This is a genomic window from Thauera phenylacetica B4P (assembly GCF_000310225.1).
GTDB classification, from domain to species: domain Bacteria; phylum Pseudomonadota; class Gammaproteobacteria; order Burkholderiales; family Rhodocyclaceae; genus Thauera; species Thauera phenylacetica.
In genome coordinates, this window is record NZ_AMXF01000067.1 from 1 (window position 1) to 19,557 (window position 19,557).

Here is a 19,557-nt window from a genome sequence, read left to right on the forward strand (position 1 = left end):
GCCGCCGCCACCGAGGCCTCGCCCGCCACCACGGGCGCAGCGGGCAGCGCGCGCAGCACCAGCGCCGCGGCGACCAGGCACACCGCGGCGATGATCCAGAACGCGCCGCGCCAGCCCAGCACCGGCAGCACCGCCTCGAGCGGCACGCTGGCGGTGAGCGCGCCGAGCGAGCCCGAGGCCATGATGAAGCCGATCATCGAGCTCTGGCGCTCGGGCGGATACCACAGCGCGAAGCCCTTCAAGGCCGCCATCAGGCAGGCCGACACGCCGACGCCGACCAGGGCTCGCGCACCCGCGAGCGCGCCGAGCGAATCGGCCATCGCGAAGAGCGCGCTGCCGAGCGCGGCGAGCAGCAGCAGCGCGGCCTCCACCCGGCGCGGGCCGAAGCGGTCGAGCGCGATCCCGACCGGGATCTGCGCCGCCCCGAAGGCGAGGAAATACGCGCTGGTCAACAGTCCCAGGCTGGCCGCCGACAGGCCGAGCTCGTCGGTGAGCCGCGGCGAGATCACCGCATTGACCGTGCGCAGCAGGTAGGACAGGTAGTAGCCGAGCGCGAACGGCAGGAACACCTTCACCCAGCCGATCGTCCGGCCGTGTTCCGCCCCGCCAGACCGCCTCTCGTCCGCCACGCGCCCCCCCCGGCCAAAAAGCCCGCATTGTGCCTGCAAGCCTCGCCGCGCCCAAGCGAAGCCGGATCTGCTGCAGGACAAATTGTTGCAACTCCAATACATCCGGATGCCCTTGACTTGCATCAATGCCCTTTGTCGCCCCCTGCGGAGAATTCGGAACACCCGCCAGAGAGGAGACTCCAATGAATAGCATTTCCGAACTCATGACCCACGACCACCGCGACTGTGACGGCATCTTCGCCCGCGCCGAGGAGCTCGCCTCCGACGGCGACTGGGCCGACGCGGCCGCCGCGCTGAAGAAATTCGCGGATGCGCTCAACGCCCACTTCGCCGCCGAGGAGAGCACCCTCTTCCCCGCCTTCGAGCAGGCGACCGGCATGACGCAGGGCCCCACCATGGTGATGCGCCACGAACACCAGAACATGCGCGACACCCTGGCCGCCCTCCAGTACGCCCTCGACAAGCAGGACGCCGACGACTTCGCCGGCGAGGCCGAGACCCTGCTGATCATGATGCAGCAGCACAACATGAAGGAAGAGAGCGTGATCTACCCGATGCTCGACAGCCGCCTGCCCGGCGACGAGCAGGAGCGCCTGTCGGCCTCGGTCGGCAAGCACCTCGTGGAGGCCCGCGCAGCATGAGCGGTCGTGTGGTCGATGCCCGCGGCCTCGAGCCGCCCGAACCCTTCGAACGCGCCATGGAGGGCCTGATGGCCCTCGGCAAGGACGAAGAGATGCTGCTCATCCTCGACCGCATGCCGCACCCGCTGTTGCGCATCCTCGATCGCGACGGCTACCGCCACGCCGAAGCCTTCCGCGACGACGGCGCGGTCGAGATCCGGATTCGCCAGCGATGATGGGGCCGGGCCTCTCCTACGACGACACCCCGCCGTTCTCCGCACCGCTGCGCTTCTTCCTCACCGCCCCGCTGTTCGGGGTGGTGGCGGGGCTGACGCTGCTCTTCGGCGGCGAGATCCTCGTCTCGCGGTGGACGCCCGGCGCGCTCGCCATCACGCACCTCTTCGCCGCCGGCTTCATGTTGCAGGTGATGCTCGGCGCGCTGCTGCAGGTCATGCCGGTGGTGGCGGGCGCGAGCATGCCCGCCCCGCTGCGCATCGCCGGCATCACCCACGTGGCGATGACGCTCGGCACCGCGGGGCTCGCCTTCGGGCTGGGCGCCGGCGCGCCCGATGTCCTGCTCGGCGGCGCCGTGCTCCTCGTGGGCGGACTCTTCGTCTTCCTCTCCGCCGCCGCGCTGGGCCTCAGCCGGGGCGCACGCACGGGCAACAACACGCGCACCCCGCGCGACCTGCGCATGGCCTTCGCCGGCCTGGTCGTCACCGCCGCGCTCGGCTTCAGCCTGGTGCTCGTGCTTACCCGCGGCCTCGCGCTCCCGGTGGCGCTGCCGACCGTGGTCAACCTGCACGCCGGCTGGGGCTGGATGGGCTGGGCCGCGGTGCTGCTCGCCGCCGCGAGCTGGGTCGTGGTGCCGATGTTCCAGATCACCGCGGCCTATCCACAACGCTTCACCACGCTGTGGGCGCCGGCGGTCACCGCCACGCTCGTGCTGTGGACCCTCGCCGAATACTTCGCGATCGACACCGCGCGCTTCATCGCCATCATCGCCCTCGGCCTGCTCGGCGCCGGCTACGCAGGCACCACGCTATACCTGCAGGCGCACTCGCGGCGCAGCAAGCCCGACACACCCTTCCTCGCCTTCCGCGAGGCCATGTACGCGGCGCTCGCAGGCGTCCTGGTGCTGGTGATCTCGCTGTGGTCCGACGCCGACTGGTGGCCGATCCTCGCCGGCGTGCTGATCCTGCACGGCGGCTTCGGCGGCACCATCACCGCGATGCTCTACAAGATCGTGCCCTTCCTCGCCTGGCTGCACCTCACCCAGGCCGGGATCAAGGCGCCGAACATGAAGAAGCTGCTCCCCGACACCCCGATCCGCCGCCAGCTCCGCGTGCGCACCGCCAGCCTCGCCACGCTCTGCCTCGCGGTCTTCGTCCCGATCCTCGCCCCGCTCGCCGGCATCGTGCTGGCGGTCGAATTCGGCTGGCTCTTCGCCAACCTGCTGCGCGTGGTGCGTGCCCGCCGCGACGCAGCGAAGGCCGCCGTACCGCGCCCCGGAAGCCACGCCAACACGTGATTCCAGGGTTTTTTCGCAGCGCGCAAATTTTGTTTGACGAAGCAAAAAGGCATCTGTATAGTTCGCGGCTCTCGGGGTGTAGCGCAGTCCGGTAGCGCGCTTGCTTTGGGAGCAAGATGTCGGGGGTTCGAATCCCTCCACCCCGACCAGCTCACATCCCGACTGCCCGTCGGAAGCTGCCCGTAGCTCAATTGGATAGAGCACCGGCCTTCTAAGCCGGGGGTTGCAGGTTCGATCCCTGCCGGGCAGGCCAGGGAAGGTTTTTCGGGATTCCGGTTTTCCGGGGTCCCACAGTGGCGGCATTAGCTCAGTTGGTAGAGCACTGGATTGTGGCTCCAGGTGTCACCGGTTCGATTCCGGTATGTCGCCCCAAATATTCAAGGACAAAGCCCGCTTTTGCGGGCTTTGTCCTTTCTGCTGTGAGAACTTTTGTGGTGGCTCGGCCTGATTCCGCCCCACAACCGGTTCGGCAGCCCCCACAGAGTCCCCCACAAGACCCGCGCGGTGGCCTTTTGCAGAGCGGCCGGCCAGCGCGATGACGCGCGGCCACGGTTTCGGGCAGCTGGCGTGCTCGGGCCTCAGTGCGGCAATGCCTTGTTCGCGTCGGCCCCCTGCATCACGGCGAGGTCGGTGCCGAACAGGAAGGAATCCATCGACAGTACGCCATGCACGATGCCCCCTTCGATGACGCTCGCGGGCACGGCCTGCGCCGCCGCGCCGGCGGCCACCAGCAGCGGCAGGTAATGCTCGGCGGTGGGATGCGCGCGGCGGGCGTGCGGTGCGATCGCGAGCGCCTGGCGCAGGCGCAGGTGGTCGCCCGCCAGCACCGCGTCGCGCACCCAGTGTGCGAACTCCGCCGCATAGGCCTCGGCGTGTGGATCACCGAGGCGGAACTCGTACAGGTTGTGGGTCAGGCTGCCCGAGCCCACGATCAGCACGCCCTCGTCCGCCAGCGGCGCGAGCGCACGCCCGTAGCCGTAGGCGCCATCGGCATCGAGCCACTCCGGCAGCGACACCTGGAACACCGGGATGTCGGCCTCGGGATACAGGTGCATCAGCGGCACCCAGGCACCATGGTCGAGGCCGCGATCGGCATTCGGGGTGGCGGACAGCCCCGCTGCCTGCAGCAGCTCGAGCGCGCGGCGCGCGGCGAGGTGGGCGCCTTCGGCCGGGTACTGCAGCGTGTAGAGGGCCGGATCGAAGCCGCCGAAGTCGTGGATGGTCTCGGGCCGAAGCGACAGCGTGGCCTGCGCCTGGCGCGTCATCCAGTGCGGCGACACGACCAGCACCGCCTGCGGGCAGGGTAGCCGACGGCCGAGCGCGGTGAGTTTGGCGCCGGCGAGGCCGGGTTCGAGCGCGAAGGTGGGCGCGCCGTGCGAGACGAACAGGGTGGGCAGGGTTTGCATCAGGGTTCTCCAGTTGCGCGGCGATGGCTCTGGCTGGCCAGCCGGCCGGCGTCGATCCGGGTCCGCGGCCGGCCGGCGGTTGCGAGCCGGGGCGCGACCATGGGCAGCACTTTACGGCGGCGCTGGAGTGAGATAAACCTTCATCCAGACAAAAAACTGTTGCGGATGGCGCGACAAATGGACCGCCTTGTCGAGCTGCAGACCTTCTGCGCTAGCTGATCCGTGTGGCGAACCCGGCAAAACGACGATCTCGAACGGAACGGATGCCGGGTGCGACCGGGGTGCCTTGGCGGCGCCGGCCGTTCGACCGTCGACCGAGACCGTCACGCCTCCGTCACGAATCCGTCGCACGGCTGAGATAGCTTGCCGGCATGACTGCGCATCGGAACCCCGACCGGCTGGTGATCTTCGACGCCGATGGAACGACCATCGACGCCTTCCATGCCGTCGAGCAGAGCTTCCTGCGCCACGGCATGGCGATCGGCGACCTGCAGCGCTTCCAGAAGCGCCGCAGACTGTTCAAGTATCTCGGCGGGCTGCGCGAGTTTCCCAACAACCTGCGCAGGCAGTTCGGCAAGCAGAGCCGCAAGCGGCTGTTGGCGACGCTGACCGGGTTCTATCGCGACGAAGCCCGGCTCTACCCTGGCATCGCGGCACTGCTGCAACAGCTGCTCGAGGCCCCCGAAGTGCGCGTGGGCCTGGTGACACGCAACGTCACCGTCGAGCCCGCCGAAACCTTGCGCCAGCTCTTCCGCCGCCACGACATCGACCTCGACGCCTTCGACCACCTCGCCTGCCTTTCCCTGCGCGAGGACAAGACGCCCCACTTCCATCAGGCCCGCGAGCGCCTCGGCGTCCATCCGGCGCGCTGTTATGCGTGCGGCGACGAGTACAGCGATTACCTCGCCGCCCTGGGTGCGGGCATGTATCCCTTTATCGTGGCCTATGGCGCGGAGGACCGGCAGCGCCTGACCGACGCGTATGGCGTCCCGGACGCCTTCATCCACGCCTCTCCGGCCGAGTTCACCGACAGCCTCCGGCATGCGCTGGGCTTCGCCTCAGGCAGCGACGACGGGGGCGCTGAGCCTGCAGCCTCAACGTCCGACACCACGCCTGCGCCCGCAGCCGGGAGCACGCCATGAGCACCACGACCGTCGATCTGATCTACTTCAACGCCGGCGGCGGCCACCGCGCCTCGGCGCTCGCGCTCGAGGCTGCCCTGCAGCGGCAGAGGCCTTCGTGGCGCGTGCGCACGGTCGATCTCTTCGCCGTCCTCGACCCTCAGGAGCGCTTTCGCGCGCTCACCGGCAGCAGGCCGGAGGACTGGTACAACAAGCGCCTGGCGCGCGGCTGGACCCTGGGCATGACGCAGGAGCTGAAGCTGCTGCAGACCGCCATCCGCCTCGGCCACCCCTTGCTGCTGCGGCCCTTACAGGAACACTGGCTGCGCGCCGAGCCGGACCTGGTCGTCTCGCTGATCCCGAACTTCAACCGCGCGCTCTACGAGAGCCTGGCCGGTGCCCTGCCCGGAGTCCCCTACGCGACCCTGCTCACCGACCTGGCCGACCTGCCGCCGAACTTCTGGATCGAGGCTGGACAACCCCAGCACTTCATCTGCGGCACGCCACGGGCGGTCGATCAGGCGCTCGCACTCGGCCACGACGCGCACCGCGTGCATGCGACCTCGGGAATGATCCTTCGGCCCGAATTCTACGAGCCGATCGCAATCGACCGCAGCGCGGAACGCGCGCGGCTCGGCCTCGACCCCCGGCGGCCCACCGGGCTGGTCATGTTCGGCGGACACGGCTCGCGCGCGATGCTCGGCATCGCGCAGCGCCTGGCGGCAACGACACAGACCATCTTCCTGTGCGGGCACAACAAGGCGCTGGCGGCGAAGCTGCGCGCGCTCCCCAGCGTAGCGCCGCGCCTGGTGGTCGAGTTCACCTCCGGCATTCCCTATTACATGCGCCTCGCCGACTTCTTCATCGGCAAGCCTGGCCCGGGCAGCATCAGCGAGGCCGTGCAACTGGGGCTGCCGGTGATCGTCGTAGACAACGCGTGGACGATGCCCCAGGAGCGCTACAACGCGGAATGGATCCGCAAAAACGGGCTCGGCGTAGTGCATACCGGTTTCCGCACCATCGACCTGGCGGTCGCCCGCCTGCTCGATCACCTCGAAGACTTCCAGGCCCGCGTCCGCCGCATCGACAACCGGGCGCTCTTCGAGGTCCCGGACATCCTCGACGCGATCCTCGCGCAGGCCTCCACGGTCGCGCGCGCGGACGGGTTCTCCGGCGGGGATCACCACGCGCCCGGTGCCACGCCGGCGCCAGACCGAGCGCGCACCGGCACGCGAACCGGCCAGGCCTAGGAAATCAGCGGAACCACGCCGGCACGACCATCTCGCGCGGGACCGGATGGCGGGTGTAGTCGGCGTGACGCACGCGTGCGGGCAGCTCGACCAGCGCCCGCTGCACCTCGGTGTAGGGCATCTGGCCGAGAAGATGGTGGATGCAGTTGAGCCGCGCCGCCTTCTTGTCGTTCGCCTCGACGATCCACCACGGCGCCTCGGGGATGTGGGTGCGCTCGAGCATGGTCTCCTTGGCGACCGTGTAGCGCTCCCAGCGCGCCCGCGACTCGAGGTCCATCGGGCTCAGCTTCCACTGCTTGAGCGGATCGTGGATGCGCGACATGAAGCGGAAATGCTGCTCCTCGTCGGTGATCGAGAACCAGTACTTGATGAGCTGGATTCCGGAGCGCACCAGCATGCGCTCGAACTCGGGGACGGAGCGGAAGAACTCCTCGTACTCCGCGTCGGTGCAGAAGCCCATCACGCGCTCGACGCCGGCGCGGTTGTACCAGCTGCGGTCGAACAGCACCATCTCGCCCGCCGCCGGAAGATGCGGCACGTAGCGCTGGAAGTACCACTGCGTGCGCTCGCGGTCGTTGGGCGCGGGCAGCGCAACCACCCGGCACACGCGCGGATTGAGGCGCTGGGTGATGCGCTTGATGACCCCGCCCTTGCCCGCCGCGTCGCGCCCCTCGAAGAGGATCACCACCCGGTGCCGGGTGGTGGCCACCCAGTCCTGCAGCTTCACGAGCTCGCCCTGCAGGCGCAGCAGCTCGGTGAAATAGCGCCGGCGCTTGGCGCGCTCGTCGTCGCTGTCGGGCGGGGCCTCGCCCGAGCCGATCTCGTCGAAGCGCTGGTCGTCGAGCTCGAGCTCCAGCTCCTCGTCGTAGCTGTCCAGCAGTTCACGCTCGATCCTGCGGTGCAGGTCGGCGATTTCGCGATTGTCCATGTCCGATTCCCGATCACGCGCCAAACCCGGCGCACACCGCCATCGTCTTACGGCACCGTGACAGCTCCGTGACAGGCACATGGAAGCTTCACCGGATTGAAACACTCGAAGCGGACACTCTCGGGGTCAGCGCGTCGCCCCCCGGGCGGGGAAGCGACCCCGGCTGGCAAGGACCGGGAGTCCGACAGCATGGACATACTCTTCGTAGGCAAAGGCGGAGACTGCCGCCCGCTGCTCGCCGCAGCCATCTTCAACCATCTCGCCCCCTGCCACTGCAAGGCCCGCCGCATCGCCTGCGACCGCGACGAGCCGCCCTCCCCGGCCGCGCTCGCGCTGCTCGAGCGCCAGGGAATCCGGCCCGGCCCGACCACAGCAGAAACGCCCAGCGCTGCGCCGCGCGCGGGAGACGTGGTCGTTTCCCTGTGCTCGACGCACGTCGACCACCCCTGCCCGCATCATGCCGGAACACCGCTCCACGTCCGCTGGGCGGTGCAGGACCCGCTGCGGCGACACCTCTTCGCCCGGCGCGCGGACGGCGAGCTGCTCGACGTCTACCACATCCTGCGTGCCCGCATCGAACGCCTGCTCCCGCTGCTGCAACCCGGGTCGGCGCTGGATCGTGCGCACCTCGAAAGCGAGCTGCACCGCCTCGGCCGCTTCCTGCCCTGAACGTTCGGCGGACCCCGGCACGGCACAGGGACAGGGACAGGGACAGGGACAGTCAAATGAAAGACCTGACCCCATCAAACCCTTTTCCGTTTCGATTCTTCCAATATTTGTTTTTACCGCAACATCCCACTACACTCATCGTACCGACCACGCCACACGAGGAGTGCGCCATGGGTGCCGTCGCCGAACGCGAAACCACTGCATCACAAGACCGTGGCGCGCTTGCCAGGATGGTGATGACCCTGCTCGATCACTGGAAGCTGAGCACCGAAGACCAGGCCGCGCTGCTCGGGATCGCGGCCAGCAACCGCGCGGCGCTGGCGCGCTACCGCAAGGGCGAGGCCATCGGCACCAGCCGCGACCAGTACGAGCGCGTGGGCCACTTGCTGGGCATCCACAAGAACCTGCGCCTGCTGTTCCCGCACAACCGGGACCTCGCCTACCGCTGGATGAGCACCCGCAACAAGGCCTTCGACAACCTCAGCCCGGTGGAGGTCGTCAAGGAATGGGGCTTTGCCGGGCTGCTGATGGTGCGGAGTTATCTGGATCGCGCGCGCGGCGTCTGAACGGGGCGTCCGGTGAACTCCCTTTTTGCCCGCCTGACGCTGGCCGACCTCCACCGCGACGTCGCACGCAACATCGTCTCCCTGCGCGAGTCGCAGGACTTGTTCGACGATCTCACCGACAACCCGGCCGAGTGGTCGCTGGCCCAGCAGGTAGAGGACGCGGTCAAGCCGCCGCCGTATCGCTCGCACACGCCGGTCATCGACCGTCCCTTCGAGGACTCGGCCTGGTTCAACGCGATCGACTGGCCCTTCAGGCACTGGCAGGCGAGCCGCTTCTCGGATGGCAGCCATGGCGTCTGGTACGGATCGGAATCGATCGAGACCACGGTCTTCGAATCGGCCCATCACTGGTATCGCGGCCTGCTGAGCGATGCCGGGTATGAACGCGAGGCGGTGGTCGCGGAACGCACGGTGTATTGGGTCGCCTGCGCGGCCGCGTTGCTGGATTTCCGCGGGGTGACCGCGGAGTACCCGGATCTCCTGCATCCAGCGGATTACGCCTTCAGCCAATCGGTCGGGGCGCGAATTCGTCACGAGGGCCACCCCGGCCTCTTCATCCAGTCCGTCCGCCGGCCCACCGGCGACAACGTGGCGATCTTCAACCCGGCGGTCCTGTCCAACCCGAGGCGGAGCTGCCAGCTGACCTACCGGCTTACAGAGGACCGGATCGTGGTGGAGAAGTCACCGGGGACGGCGTGGTTCCACTTCCCCGTGCCGACCGCAGCCCCACTGGCACCTCCCCTCCCGTAGGCGCGCAGGCCGGGCCGAACGCGCGCCGTGCATTGCTCCGCCCGCGTCGATCGCCGAGCCGCCTCATTCGCGGCTGCCGCCGCTCCTGCCTCCCAGCCCGGGCGCCCTCACGACACCTCGCCGCGCTCCTCGCGGTCGCGCAGCACAGCGCGCAGCAGGGCCGCGCGCGAGACCGGCTTGACGAGCACGTCGTCGAAGCCCTCGGCCTTGAAGCCGTCCAGCCCCTCGGGCGTGGCGTGCGCGGTGTAGGCGATGATGCGCAGGCGCCCGCCGTCGGGCAGGGCGCGCAGGGCCCGGCAGACCTCCCGGCCCGACATCCCGGGCATGCTCAGGTCGAGCAGCACCACATCGAAACGCGCCCGCCCCGCCCGCTCCAGCGCCTCCTGCCCGTTGGCGCTCTCCACGGCCTCGCAGCCCTCGCGGCCCAGCCAGGTGAGCGGGAGCAGGCGGTTGACCGGGTTGTCATCGACGACGAGTACCTTCATTGCGCTCCTTTCTTGTCGCCCAGCGGCAGGACGAGGCGGAAGACACTCCCTTCATCAGGACTCGACCGCAGCGTGACCGTTCCGTTCATCAGCTCCGCCAGCTCGCGGCAGAGCGCCAGGCCGAGCCCGGCACCGCCGTGGCGCCTGGTCTCGAAATCGTGCCCCTGGCGAAAGCGCTCGAAGATCGCCTCGTGCAGCTCGACGGGGATGCCGCAACCGGTATCGCGCACCTCGAAGACGCAGTTCCCGTCGACGACCTGCGCGCTCAACGCCACCTCGCCGTGCTCGGTAAACTTCAGCGCGTTGTGCACCAGGTTGCCCAGGATCTGAATCACGCGCATGCGATCACACACGATGCGCTGCCCCGCCGGCGCACTGCAGACCAGCGCCAGCCCCTTGGCCGTGGCGACCGTGCGGTAGGTCGCGCACACCTTCTCCACCAGTTCATCGACCGCCTCCGGTGCCCGCGATAGCTGCACGCTGCCCGCCTCCACCCGCGCCAGATCGAGGATGGAGTTCAGCAAGGCGAGCAGATGCTGGCTGCTGTCCAGGATCACCTGCGCGTACTTGCGCAGTTCCTCGCCCTCGGACAGCTCATGCACCAGCTCGGCGTAGCCGATCACCCCGTTCATCGGCGTGCGCAGCTCGTGCGAGATCGAAGCGAGAAACTCCGACTTGAGCCGGTTGGCCGACTCCGCACGCACCCGCAACTCGGCGAGCCGGACCGAGATCCGCCGCTGCCGCTGGATCAGCCACAGCGACAACAGGCAGGACGCCACGATCACCGCGCTCATGCCCGCGGCGAAGCCGAGATACGTCGTGCGCCGTGCCGCGAACTCGGCGATCGCCTCCTCGGGCTCCACCCCCACCACCACCACCAGGGGGAGGTCCGCCAGCTTGCGGTAGGCCAGCCTGCGCACGCGCCCGTCGATCGGGCTCGTCTCGGTGTAGCCCCCGCGCGGCGCCAGCGCGACACGCTCGAACAGCACCGACGAGGCCAGGTCCTGCCCCACCGCCATCGACTCCCCTGAGCGTCGCGCACGCACGACCCCGTCCATCCCGACCAGGGTCACCACACCATTGCGGCCGACGTCGATCTCCTTGTAGAACGAGGTGAAATAGAAGGGGTCGATCGAGATCACCACCACGCCACCGAAGCCCCCACCCGCACGCTCGAGGCGGCGGGTGATCTGCAGCGACCACTTCCCGCTCGCCCGCCCCACCAGCGGCTTGCTCACCAGGAATCCGCCCGAGTCGCGCTCGAGGTGGGCCTGGAAATGTTCGCGGTCGCGCAGATCCACGGGCTCGACGCCCGGCAGGCTGGACAGGCGGTACACGCCGTCGGCGTCGATCACGCCCACCTGGTTGTACAACTTCCCCATCGCCATGCCGTGCTGCACCGCCGCCGTGAGATCGAAGCCCGCGCCGCCACGTTCGATGCCGAACTTCACGAACAACAAGGCCTGGTCGACCGCGCTGAGCGTACGCACGGTGTGCTCCTCGAACACGCGCGCCAGGTTCATCGCATGCCGGTCGAGCTCGTGCTCCTCCGCGCGCGCCTCGGTCGAGATCTTCCACAGCACCCCCGCCCACAGCGCGAAAATCAGCAGCGCCGCCCCCAGCACGGGCAGCCAGACCGGCCACCCACAGTCCAGGCGTGGGATACCCTGAGCATCGGCGTTCCCGCCGCGCAGCCCGCTCTCCCGCCCCATGCTCGATGGCTTCGCCGACACCGCATCTCCTCGTCTGTGCCGATCGACCGGTCGGCTCCGCTCGCCCGCAGCCGCCTCGCCGCGGCCTGCCGTGGTGAGAGAGGCCCGTGCATGCACCGGCCGCAGCGCCTCTCCACCGCATCCGGATCATTGCAGGAACGTGACTTTTGTGTAATCTTTACGCAGACGATATACCAAGTCCAGATCCGCTGCAAAGACGGTTTCCGCGCCAGGCAAGACCGAGCCCGACAAACAGAACGGATACGTAAGCTGACCCGTCATCGAGGCGACCCGGGGCACACCCGGGTCGTCATGCACCCGACCAACCAGGCAGACCGCAGCCATGCCGAACAAACGAATCGTCGACGGCATCTTCCTGGGCGCCTCGCTCGCGACGCTGTACGACGTGGCGCATCCGCCCTTGCGGGACCTGCTGTACTTCCTGCCCTGGGCGCTCGTGCTGCCCTTCCTCGACTCCATCGCGGCCAGCCTGCACTCGGTACGCACGGGCTCGAAGCCAGGGGCCGCGAGCGCTTCGAGCACGTCGGGCGCCGCGTGCACGAACCTGCGCGCGCTGCACCTGGCCTGCAGCCTCAGCGCACGCACGAGCCTGCTGATCCGGACGAGCTTCGGGCTACAGTGCATGCTCGCCGGCCACGCCCTGTGGCGGACGGGCGCCCCCGGCTGGGTCTCCGTGCTCGGCCTGACCCTGCTGACCGGGCTCTACGCCTGCTGGTTCTCATGGAGGCTCCATGCGATCGACGAAACCGAACGACCCCCTTCCCCCGGAGGCGGAGTTCCACCCCGTGGGATTGCTCGACCTGCTCTGCCGTCGGTGGAGTAAGGACACGCACTGCGCCGGCGCTACGCCCAAGGAAACTGCCATGCAACTCGTTGTCTCCTCCGGAAAGGTCCTCATCGACGCCGAGCGCGAGCAGGCGCTGCGGGAATTCGCCCACGGCATGCCGTTGCCAGAACCCTCCAGACGCGACATCGCCACCATGCTCGAATGGATCGACATCGCGATCGGCACCCTCGACCGCGACAACGAGCTCGACGCTGCGCGCTACGCTGCCCTGGTGCTCGACAAGCAGTACCTCAGGCTGGCCGCGCGCGGGCTGATGCCCACGCGCAACTGAACCCCGGGCCGGCGCATCCGCCTTCGCGCCAGCCCGAACGCAATCCCCGGGAGCCACGCACAAGACCGCGGCACCGTCCGCCGCGCGGGCTCGAGACCCGCGGCCGCCCCGAGCCGGAGACCCCATGGCAGAGACCCAAGCAGCACCGCCCCCATCCGGCACCGACAGCCTCCTCGCCCGTGCCGCGCCCGTCCGCTTCCTGCGCCGCGACCCCGCCCACCCCAACCTCGTCGAGCCCCAGCCCGGCAGGCCGACGGGCGCCGAGCAGCAGCTCGTGCGCATCGTGCGCGACCTCCATGACCTGCTCTGCCAGCGCAAGCACACCGAGCGGGCGATGCGCGAGACGCAGCTGCGCACGCTGCGCCGACTGACCCTGGTCTCGGCGCAGCGCGAGGCCGGCGGCCTGCAGCACTGCCTGCGCGTCGGCGCCCTCTCCGCCCTGCTCGCGGACGCCCTCGGCGAAGCGTCCGCCTGGTGCGACCAGCTCTTCGACGCCGCCACGGTCCATGACCTTGGCAACTTCTTCGTGCCCGCCGCGATCCTGCGCAAGCGCGGCGGGCTCACCGAGGCCGAATGGCGGCGCGTCCGCGACCACACGCTCCAGGGCGCGCGCATGCTCGATGCCAGCGGCAGCCCGCTCGAGGCGCTCGCCGCGGAGATCGCGCTCAACCACCACGAGAAATGGGACGGCAGCGGCTACCCCGCCCGGCGCAGGGGCTCGAACATCCCGCTCTGCGGACGTATCGTCGCGGTCGCCGACTTCGTCGACTCGCTCGGCCTGGCCTCCGGCTACCGCAGCGCGCTGCCCGAAGACGAGATCTTTACGCTGCTCGAGCTCGCCAGCGGCGCCCAGTTCGACCCCGCGGTCGTCTGCGCCATGCACGCGCTGCGTCCCCGCCTGGCACGGGTGCACGAGCTCGCCGCGGCCTGCGCAGCCACCGCCGCCACCCGACCGGATTACCCGCCATGGTGGCGCGACGCATGCTGAAGCCCGCGCGCATCCCCGCCCTCCGGGCCATGCGCGGGCAGCCCCAGAGCCTAAGGGCGCAGCGTCGGCCAGAACGCCGGCGGACGGCGCGCCGGATCGAGCCGCCACACGTCGAAGCTGTCCACCAGCCCGAGGATCTGCGCCGGCGTGAAGGGTTTCACCACGTAGCCATCCGCGCCGCGTGTGCGCGCCAGCGCGATGGTGTGCGGATCGTCGTCGGCGGTCAGCATCACCACCTTCGGGAAGGCCTCGCCCTGCGTGCGCTTGAGGGCGGCGCACAGCTCCAGGCCATCGGCCCCGGCGCCGAGGCCGATGTCGAGCAGCACGAGGTCCGGGCGCTCGTTCGCGAGCCAGGCCAGCGCCTGTGCGGCGTCCGCCGCGAAGATCGTGCGGCACTGTGCCTGCTCGAGGATCAGGCGCAGCAGCAGGCGAAGCTCCGCGGCGTCATCGACCACCAGCACGCACAGCGGCGAACCCGCGTCGTGGCGGAGCGACGGACAGCCCAGATTGGGCACGTTATCGGAAAGAGAATTGCCGGAGCAGGTCATAGTTCACACCTCGATCGAGCGCGAGTCGGTAATCTTCCACGATGCGGTGCAACATTCCAGCAGCGGGCTCATTCGCACCGAGCGCGCGGCACCGACACGCCGTAATGTAATGGTTACAATCTTGAACGTACAACCCCGCTGCCACAAATCGCCATGAACAAGATCATCCTCGTCATCGAAGACCAACCCGAGATCCGCAAGCTGATCTGCATGACCATGGACTACGACGGCTTTGAGGTCCATGAGTCCGACAACGGCGACAGCGGCCTCAAGATGATCAAGGCGCTGCGCCCGGGCGTGGTGCTGCTCGACGTCATGATGCCGGGCTCGATCGACGGCTTCCAGGTGTGCGAGCGCGTGCGCGCTGACCCCGAGATCGCGCATACGCCGATCGTCATGCTCACCGCCCGCGGCCAGCAGTCCGACATCCTGACCGGCCGCCGCGTCGGCTGCGACGAATACCTCACCAAGCCCTTCAGCCCGCTACAGCTCATCGAGATCGTCGAGCGCCTGCTGGAGAAGGGCCGGTGACGGCTGCCGGCTTCGATCGCCGCCGCTTCCTGCGCACGGGCTGCGCGGGCCTGCTCGCCCTCGGCGTCGTGCCGCGCGCGTTCGGCGCGGCCGCACCGGTCCTGGTCGGGCTCGACGCCGAGTTCTTCGACCCCACCAGCACCGCCGACGACGCCATCCGCTTCGGCGCGCAGCGCGCGATCGACCACATCAACGCCCGCGGCGGCGTGCTGGGCGGGCGCCCGCTGCAGCTCGTGACCACCGACAACCGCAGCCTGCCGGCGCGCGGCGTGGTCAACGTGCAGCACCTGGCCACCCTCCCCGATCTGGTCGCCTACCTGTGCGGCAAGTTCTCGCCGGTCGCGCTCGAGCAGATCCCGCACATCCACGCGGCGCAGCTGCCCCTGCTTAACCCCTGGTCGGCGGCCGACGCCATCGTCGACAACAACAAGCAGCCCAACTACGCCTTCCGCCTCGGCCTGCGCGACAGCATCGCCATGGAGCGCCTGCTCGCCGAACTGCGCGCGCGCAAGCTGCGCAGGGTCGGCCTCATCCTGCCCACGACCGCCTGGGGGCGCAGCTGCCAGTACTTCGCCGAACGCTACATCGCCGTCGAGGTCCCGGGCGAGCTCCAGCTCGTGGGCGAGGAATGGCACCGCTGGGGCAGCGACCGCGGCCTCGACGAGAGCTACGGCGCGCTCGTCAAGGCCGGCGCGGACGCCATCCTCTTCGTCGGCAACGAGCCCGAGGGCGCCGCCCTGGTGCGCGCCATCGCCGCCCTGCCCGAACGCGACCGCCGCCCGCTCTTCAGCCACTGGGGCATCAGCGGCGGACGCTTCCCCGAGCTCTGCGGTCCCGCGCTGCACCACGTCAAGCTCGAGGTCGCCCAATCCTTCAGCTTCGCGCACGCGCACGGCCCCGACGCCCACCCGCTCGCGACCGCGGCCATGGAGCACTTCGGCGTCGACGACCCGCTCGCCATCCCCTCGATGACCGGCCTCGGCCCCGCCTACGACCTCGTGCGCCTGCTCGCGCTGGCGATCGGGCAGGCCGGCAGCACCCACCGGCCCGACATCCAGCGTGCCCTGGAACGACTCCCGGCACACCAGGGCGTGGTCAAGCGCTTCGCGCCTGTCTTCGCACCCGAGCGCCACGAGGCCCTCGGTCGCGACGACGTGCTCATCTGCCGCTTCGACCCGCGCGGCCGGCTCCTGCCGTCCAGGGCGGGCTGAGCCCATGCCGATCCGGCTGCTCACCCGGACCGCGCGCTGGAAGCGGGGCGGCCTCGCCACGCGGGTGGCCCTGCTCTCGTCGATGCTCGCCATCCTGGTGCTGCTGCCGGCGCTCGGCCTCGGCTACGCGGCCCTGCACTCGCTGATCGCCGACAAGCTCGCCTCCGGCCTCGAGCTCACCGCCATCGAATCGCGCCTGCGCATCGAATCGCGCATCGACGCGCTCCATGACAAGATCCACACCGCCTCGCGGCAGAGCATCTTCAGCAACGCGCTCGCCGACTCCGCCGAGCGCAACGCCTACATCCGCCCCCTGCTGCACGAGCTGTGCGAGTCGACGCCCGAGATCGACACCCTCGTCCTGGGCGACTTCGAGGGCAAGCCGCTCGCCACCGGCTGCCAGCGCCACGACGCCGACGAGCGCTGGATGCAGCCCGCCCTGCAGGCGGCACTCGCGCAAGGCGGGCCCCGCGTCGCCGTGCTCGAGATCGCCGGCGTGCCGCACCTCGACCTCGCCGCCCCCATCGAATACCTTCCCACCGGCAGCTTGGAGGGCGGGCTTTGGGTGCAGATCGACCTCACCCGGCTGTTCGAGGGGGCCGGCAGCGCAGGCAACGCGGATTACCACCTGCAGTTCCTCGCGGGGGAGGCGGCCGCGGGCACGACGCGGACGCCGGAGACCACCGCCGACGTCCTGCGCTACCGCATCCCGCTCGCTCCCCGCACGACGGGCGCGCTGCCGCTCGTGCTGGAGGTCTCCGTGGCGCGCGACACCGCGCACCGGCCCCTGCAGCTGCTCGTGCTCGGGACCCTGCTCATCGGGCTGGGCGCGATCGCCCTCGTCAGCTGGCAGAGCCGGCGCATCGCCGACGCGATCGCCTCGCCGCTCGCCGAGCTCGAGGCCACCGCGCGCCGCGTCGCCGCCGGCGAGCTCGACGACATTCCCAGCGCAGACGTCCCTGCACACGAGCAGGACAGCTTCCGCCTGCTCGCCGCCAGCGTCTACCGCATGATCCACGCCCTGCAGGACACCCAGCGCGAGCTCTCGGAGACGGTCGACGCGCGCACGCGCCAGATGCGGCGCGTGGAGGCCGACCGCCTGCTCAAGGAGCACGCGCTCGCCTCCATCGACAGCGGCATCGTCATCACCGACCTGACCCAGCCCGACAACCCCATCATCTACGTCAACGCCGCCTTCGAGCGCATCACCGGCTACGCCGCCACCGAGGTCCTCGGCCGCAACTGCCGCCTGCTCGGTCCGCACGAGCGCGACGGCGCCGCCATCGTGCAGCTGCGCCGGGCCATCGCCTCGCGGACGGCCTGCAGCGTGGTGCTGCGCAACCTCCGCAAGGACGGGCGGGCGTTCTGGAACCAGCTCGCGATCGCGCCGGTGGGCAACCCCGACAGCGGCGAGATCGTCCACTACGTCGGCGTCATCACCGACATCAGCGAGCGCAAGGCCAACGAGGACCTGCTCATCGACTGGCTGTCCCGCCTCGACACCATCTTCACGCTCAGCCCCGACCCGCTCGTCTGCTTCGACGAGCGCGGCCACCTCAACTACGTCAACGCCGCCGCCGAACGTCTCTTCAGCCAGCCCCCCGAGCCGCTGATCTCGCTCACCGTGCCCGAGCTCGAGGCCCGCATCCGCAACCGGTGCGCATCCGCGCGCCCCTACCCCGGCCTGCCGCCGAGCCCCGACCAGGCCACGCGCCCCCTGGCTGACGACGCCGACGACCCCACCCAGGACTGCGTGATCCAGCTCGCCCGCCCGCGCCCGCTCACGCTCCACCAGACCTGGCGCTACTGCGGCAACGGCGGCAGCTCGCTGGTGGTGTATTTCCGCGACGTCACCCGCGAGGCCGAGCTCGACCGCATGAAGAGCGAGTTCCTGTCCACCGCCGCGCACGAGCTGCGCACCCCGATGGCCAGCATCGTCGGCTTCTCCGAGCTGCTGATGACGCGCCGCTACGACGAGACCCGCACGCGCGACCTGCTCGGCACCATCCACCGCCAGGCCAACCGCCTCACCGCGCTGCTCGGCGACCTGCTCGACCTCTCGCGCATCGAGGCGCGCCGCGCCGAGGGCTTCCACTTCGAGCGCGTGCCGGTGCGCGCCGCGATCGACGAGACGCTCGCCGCCTTCCTCGCGCCCGACACCCGCCACCGCCTGGTCGCCGACCTCGACGCCGCCGTGCCCGACCTCCGCGCCGACCGCGCCAAGTTCCAGCAGGCGCTGCTGAACCTGCTCTCCAACGCCTTCAAGTTCTCCCCCGCCGGCGGCGACGTCGAGCTGCGCATCCTGCCCGAGCACCCCGAAGGCCGGCCGCTGGTCGGCGTGTCGGTACGCGACCACGGCATCGGCATGAACGACGAGGCGCGCGCGCGCGCCTTCGAGCGCTTCTTCCGCAGCGACCGCTCCGGCCACATCCCGGGCACCGGCCTGGGCCTGTCGCTGGTCCAGGAGATCATGAACATCCACGGCGGCCGGGTGGATCTCGACAGCGAACCCGACCACGGCACCTGCGTCACGCTGTGGTTCCCGCTCGCCGACGCCGGCTCCGTCCCCATCGCCGAACCCGCCGCGGCACACACCTGACCCCTCGCAACGCACGACGCATGAACCCCGACCGCCCCACCCCGACCCCGCCCGCTCCGGCGCACAACGACCTCGACCAGCGCCAGCTCGTGCGCCTGCTGCAGGACTTCCACCAGCTCCGCCGCCAGCGCGAGCAGGCCTACGAAGCGCTCGCACGTGCGCACCACGTCACGCTCTCCAAGCTCGCCCTCGCGGCAGAATACAAGGACGGCGACACCGGTATCCACATCGTGCGCATCGGCGCCCTGTCCGCCTACCTCGCCCGCCTCCTCGGCAAGCCCGAGGCCTGGTGCAGGGACATCGAGCTGGCTGCGCCGATGCACGACATCGGCAAGATCGGCATCCCCGACAGCATCCTCAAGAAACCCGGCGGCCTCACCGCCCAGGAGCGCGAGATCATGCAGACCCACCCGCTCATCGGCGCGCAGATCCTCGGCAACACCGACGTGCCCGTGCTCGCGATGGCCGCCGAGATCGCCCTCGGCCACCACGAACGCTGGGACGGCACCGGCTACCCGCGAGGTCTCGCCGGCGACGCGATCCCCGAGTCGGCGCGCATCGTCGCGGTCATCGACTTCATCGACGCCCTCACCATGGACCGCTGCTACCGCAAGGCGCTCAGCGACGCCGAGACGCTCACCATGGTGCAGGCCACCCGCGGCAGCCACTTCGACCCCGCCATCGTCGACGCCGCCGTCGCCGCCTTCCCGCGCCTGGCCGCCCTGCGCGACGCCATCAACCGCGGCGAGGCGGGCACGCAGCACCCCGCGCGCCCCCAGGCCGGCGACCTGCCCCACTGAGCACACCGGTGGCCACGCCACCCCGACCCATGCCCACGCCCCCCAGCCCCCGCCCCGCCGCACCCCGCGCCCTC

The 19,557-nt window shown here is 69.9% G+C and carries 21 protein-coding genes and 3 tRNA genes; 18 read left to right on the top strand and 6 right to left on the bottom strand.

The genetic code is table 11. The features are described from left to right. Nucleotides 1-575, bottom strand: a 575-nt coding sequence (locus C667_RS10580; protein ID WP_004362910.1) for an MFS transporter, incomplete at its 3' end; no start/stop codon positions are given. 236 nt (nucleotides 576-811) lie between these two features. Between C667_RS10580 and C667_RS10585 the strand changes: the two genes are divergently transcribed. The 6 genes from C667_RS10585 (at nucleotide 812) to C667_RS10610 (ending at nucleotide 3,152) form a co-directional block, all read left to right on the top strand. Further along, complete coding sequence (locus C667_RS10585; RefSeq protein WP_004362912.1) at nucleotides 812-1,270, top strand: hemerythrin domain-containing protein; 459 nt, start codon at nucleotides 812-814, stop codon at nucleotides 1,268-1,270. Further along, nucleotides 1,267-1,485 carry a DUF2249 domain-containing protein gene (locus C667_RS10590; protein WP_004362914.1) on the top strand — a complete coding sequence of 73 codons (219 nt, stop codon included), beginning with the start codon at nucleotides 1,267-1,269 and terminating at the stop codon, nucleotides 1,483-1,485. Before C667_RS10585 ends, C667_RS10590 begins: the two co-directional genes overlap by 4 nt. Beyond that, a complete protein-coding gene (locus C667_RS10595; protein WP_004362916.1) occupies nucleotides 1,482-2,780 on the top strand; it encodes a hypothetical protein in 1,299 nt (432 codons plus the stop codon). The genes C667_RS10590 and C667_RS10595 overlap by 4 nt, the downstream gene beginning before the upstream one ends. Nucleotides 2,781-2,852: 72 nt before the next feature. Further along, a tRNA-Pro gene (locus tag C667_RS10600) sits at nucleotides 2,853-2,929 on the top strand. Nucleotides 2,930-2,956: 27 nt separating this feature from the next. Next, nucleotides 2,957-3,033: transfer RNA gene (locus tag C667_RS10605), tRNA-Arg, on the top strand. A 43-nt stretch (nucleotides 3,034-3,076) separates the two neighbouring features. Then, nucleotides 3,077-3,152: transfer RNA gene (locus C667_RS10610), tRNA-His, on the top strand. A 206-nt stretch (nucleotides 3,153-3,358) separates the two neighbouring features. Here the strand turns inward: C667_RS10610 and C667_RS10615 are convergent. Continuing rightward, the gene (locus C667_RS10615; protein ID WP_004362918.1) at nucleotides 3,359-4,186 is read right to left on the bottom strand and encodes a dioxygenase family protein; all 828 of its coding nucleotides are present in this window, start codon (nucleotides 4,184-4,186) and stop codon (nucleotides 3,359-3,361) included. Nucleotides 4,187-4,557: 371 nt separating this feature from the next. Between C667_RS10615 and C667_RS10620 the strand changes: the two genes are divergently transcribed. Together C667_RS10620 and C667_RS10625 are read left to right on the top strand one after the other, a co-directional pair. Beyond that, entirely contained in the window at nucleotides 4,558-5,328 is a 771-nt protein-coding gene (locus tag C667_RS10620) for an HAD family hydrolase (protein ID WP_004362919.1), read from the top strand. Then, nucleotides 5,325-6,557, top strand: a complete 1,233-nt coding sequence (locus C667_RS10625; protein WP_004362920.1) for a glycosyltransferase — start codon at nucleotides 5,325-5,327, stop codon at nucleotides 6,555-6,557. The genes C667_RS10620 and C667_RS10625 overlap by 4 nt, the downstream gene beginning before the upstream one ends. A gap of 4 nt (nucleotides 6,558-6,561) precedes the next feature. Here the strand turns inward: C667_RS10625 and ppk2 are convergent, their stop codons facing one another. Continuing rightward, entirely contained in the window at nucleotides 6,562-7,485 is a 924-nt protein-coding gene (ppk2, locus tag C667_RS10630) for a polyphosphate kinase 2 (protein ID WP_004362921.1), read from the bottom strand. A gap of 189 nt (nucleotides 7,486-7,674) precedes the next feature. On the opposite strand from ppk2, the gene C667_RS10635 reads away from it, so the two are divergent. The 3 genes from C667_RS10635 to C667_RS10645 all read left to right on the top strand — a co-directional run bounded on the left by C667_RS10635 (nucleotide 7,675) and on the right by C667_RS10645 (nucleotide 9,470). Continuing rightward, complete coding sequence (locus tag C667_RS10635) at nucleotides 7,675-8,154, top strand: arsenate reductase/protein-tyrosine-phosphatase family protein (RefSeq protein ID WP_004362922.1); 480 nt, start codon at nucleotides 7,675-7,677, stop codon at nucleotides 8,152-8,154. Nucleotides 8,155-8,324: 170 nt separating this feature from the next. Next, complete coding sequence (locus C667_RS10640) at nucleotides 8,325-8,720, top strand: MbcA/ParS/Xre antitoxin family protein (RefSeq protein WP_004362923.1); 396 nt, start codon at nucleotides 8,325-8,327, stop codon at nucleotides 8,718-8,720. Between the two features lie 12 nt (nucleotides 8,721-8,732). After that, a complete protein-coding gene (locus C667_RS10645; RefSeq protein ID WP_004362924.1) occupies nucleotides 8,733-9,470 on the top strand; it encodes an RES family NAD+ phosphorylase in 738 nt (245 codons plus the stop codon). A 107-nt stretch (nucleotides 9,471-9,577) separates the two neighbouring features. Here the strand turns inward: C667_RS10645 and C667_RS10650 are convergent, their stop codons facing one another. Together C667_RS10650 and C667_RS10655 are read right to left on the bottom strand one after the other, a co-directional pair. After that, nucleotides 9,578-9,955, bottom strand: coding sequence for a response regulator (locus C667_RS10650; RefSeq protein ID WP_004362925.1), 378 nt, complete (start codon nucleotides 9,953-9,955; stop codon nucleotides 9,578-9,580). Beyond that, the gene (locus C667_RS10655) at nucleotides 9,952-11,688 is read right to left on the bottom strand and encodes a sensor histidine kinase (protein WP_245538460.1); all 1,737 of its coding nucleotides are present in this window, start codon (nucleotides 11,686-11,688) and stop codon (nucleotides 9,952-9,954) included. The genes C667_RS10650 and C667_RS10655 overlap by 4 nt, the downstream gene beginning before the upstream one ends. A gap of 322 nt (nucleotides 11,689-12,010) precedes the next feature. On the opposite strand from C667_RS10655, the gene C667_RS10660 reads away from it, so the two are divergent. From C667_RS10660 to C667_RS10670, 3 genes are all read left to right on the top strand, one after another. Further along, nucleotides 12,011-12,511: a hypothetical protein gene (locus C667_RS10660; protein ID WP_004362927.1), complete on the top strand. Its 501-nt coding sequence runs from the start codon at nucleotides 12,011-12,013 to the stop codon at nucleotides 12,509-12,511. Nucleotides 12,512-12,551: 40 nt separating this feature from the next. Beyond that, entirely contained in the window at nucleotides 12,552-12,806 is a 255-nt protein-coding gene (locus C667_RS10665) for a hypothetical protein (protein WP_004362929.1), read from the top strand. A gap of 124 nt (nucleotides 12,807-12,930) precedes the next feature. Continuing rightward, the gene (locus C667_RS10670; protein WP_004362930.1) at nucleotides 12,931-13,794 is read left to right on the top strand and encodes an HD-GYP domain-containing protein; all 864 of its coding nucleotides are present in this window, start codon (nucleotides 12,931-12,933) and stop codon (nucleotides 13,792-13,794) included. Nucleotides 13,795-13,844: 50 nt separating this feature from the next. Here C667_RS10670 and C667_RS10675 read toward each other — a convergent pair whose 3' ends face one another. Then, nucleotides 13,845-14,342 (bottom strand): response regulator, encoded by a 498-nt coding sequence (locus C667_RS10675; RefSeq protein ID WP_004362932.1) that lies wholly within the window; start codon nucleotides 14,340-14,342, stop codon nucleotides 13,845-13,847. Nucleotides 14,343-14,495: 153 nt separating this feature from the next. Between C667_RS10675 and C667_RS10680 the strand changes: the two genes are divergently transcribed. Genes C667_RS10680 through C667_RS10695 form a run of 4 tightly spaced genes read left to right on the top strand, consistent with a single transcriptional unit; the run spans nucleotide 14,496 to nucleotide 19,483 of the window. Continuing rightward, entirely contained in the window at nucleotides 14,496-14,873 is a 378-nt protein-coding gene (locus C667_RS10680) for a response regulator transcription factor (RefSeq protein WP_004362934.1), read from the top strand. Beyond that, nucleotides 14,870-16,084 carry an ABC transporter substrate-binding protein gene (locus C667_RS10685; RefSeq protein WP_004362936.1) on the top strand — a complete coding sequence of 405 codons (1,215 nt, stop codon included), beginning with the start codon at nucleotides 14,870-14,872 and terminating at the stop codon, nucleotides 16,082-16,084. The genes C667_RS10680 and C667_RS10685 overlap by 4 nt, the downstream gene beginning before the upstream one ends. A gap of 4 nt (nucleotides 16,085-16,088) precedes the next feature. Then, on the top strand, nucleotides 16,089-18,683 hold the full coding sequence (locus tag C667_RS10690) for an ATP-binding protein (protein ID WP_004362938.1): 2,595 nt from the start codon (nucleotides 16,089-16,091) through the stop codon (nucleotides 18,681-18,683). 20 nt (nucleotides 18,684-18,703) lie between these two features. Next, nucleotides 18,704-19,483 carry an HD-GYP domain-containing protein gene (locus tag C667_RS10695; protein ID WP_004362940.1) on the top strand — a complete coding sequence of 260 codons (780 nt, stop codon included), beginning with the start codon at nucleotides 18,704-18,706 and terminating at the stop codon, nucleotides 19,481-19,483. The last annotated feature ends 74 nt before the right edge of the window (nucleotides 19,484-19,557 follow it).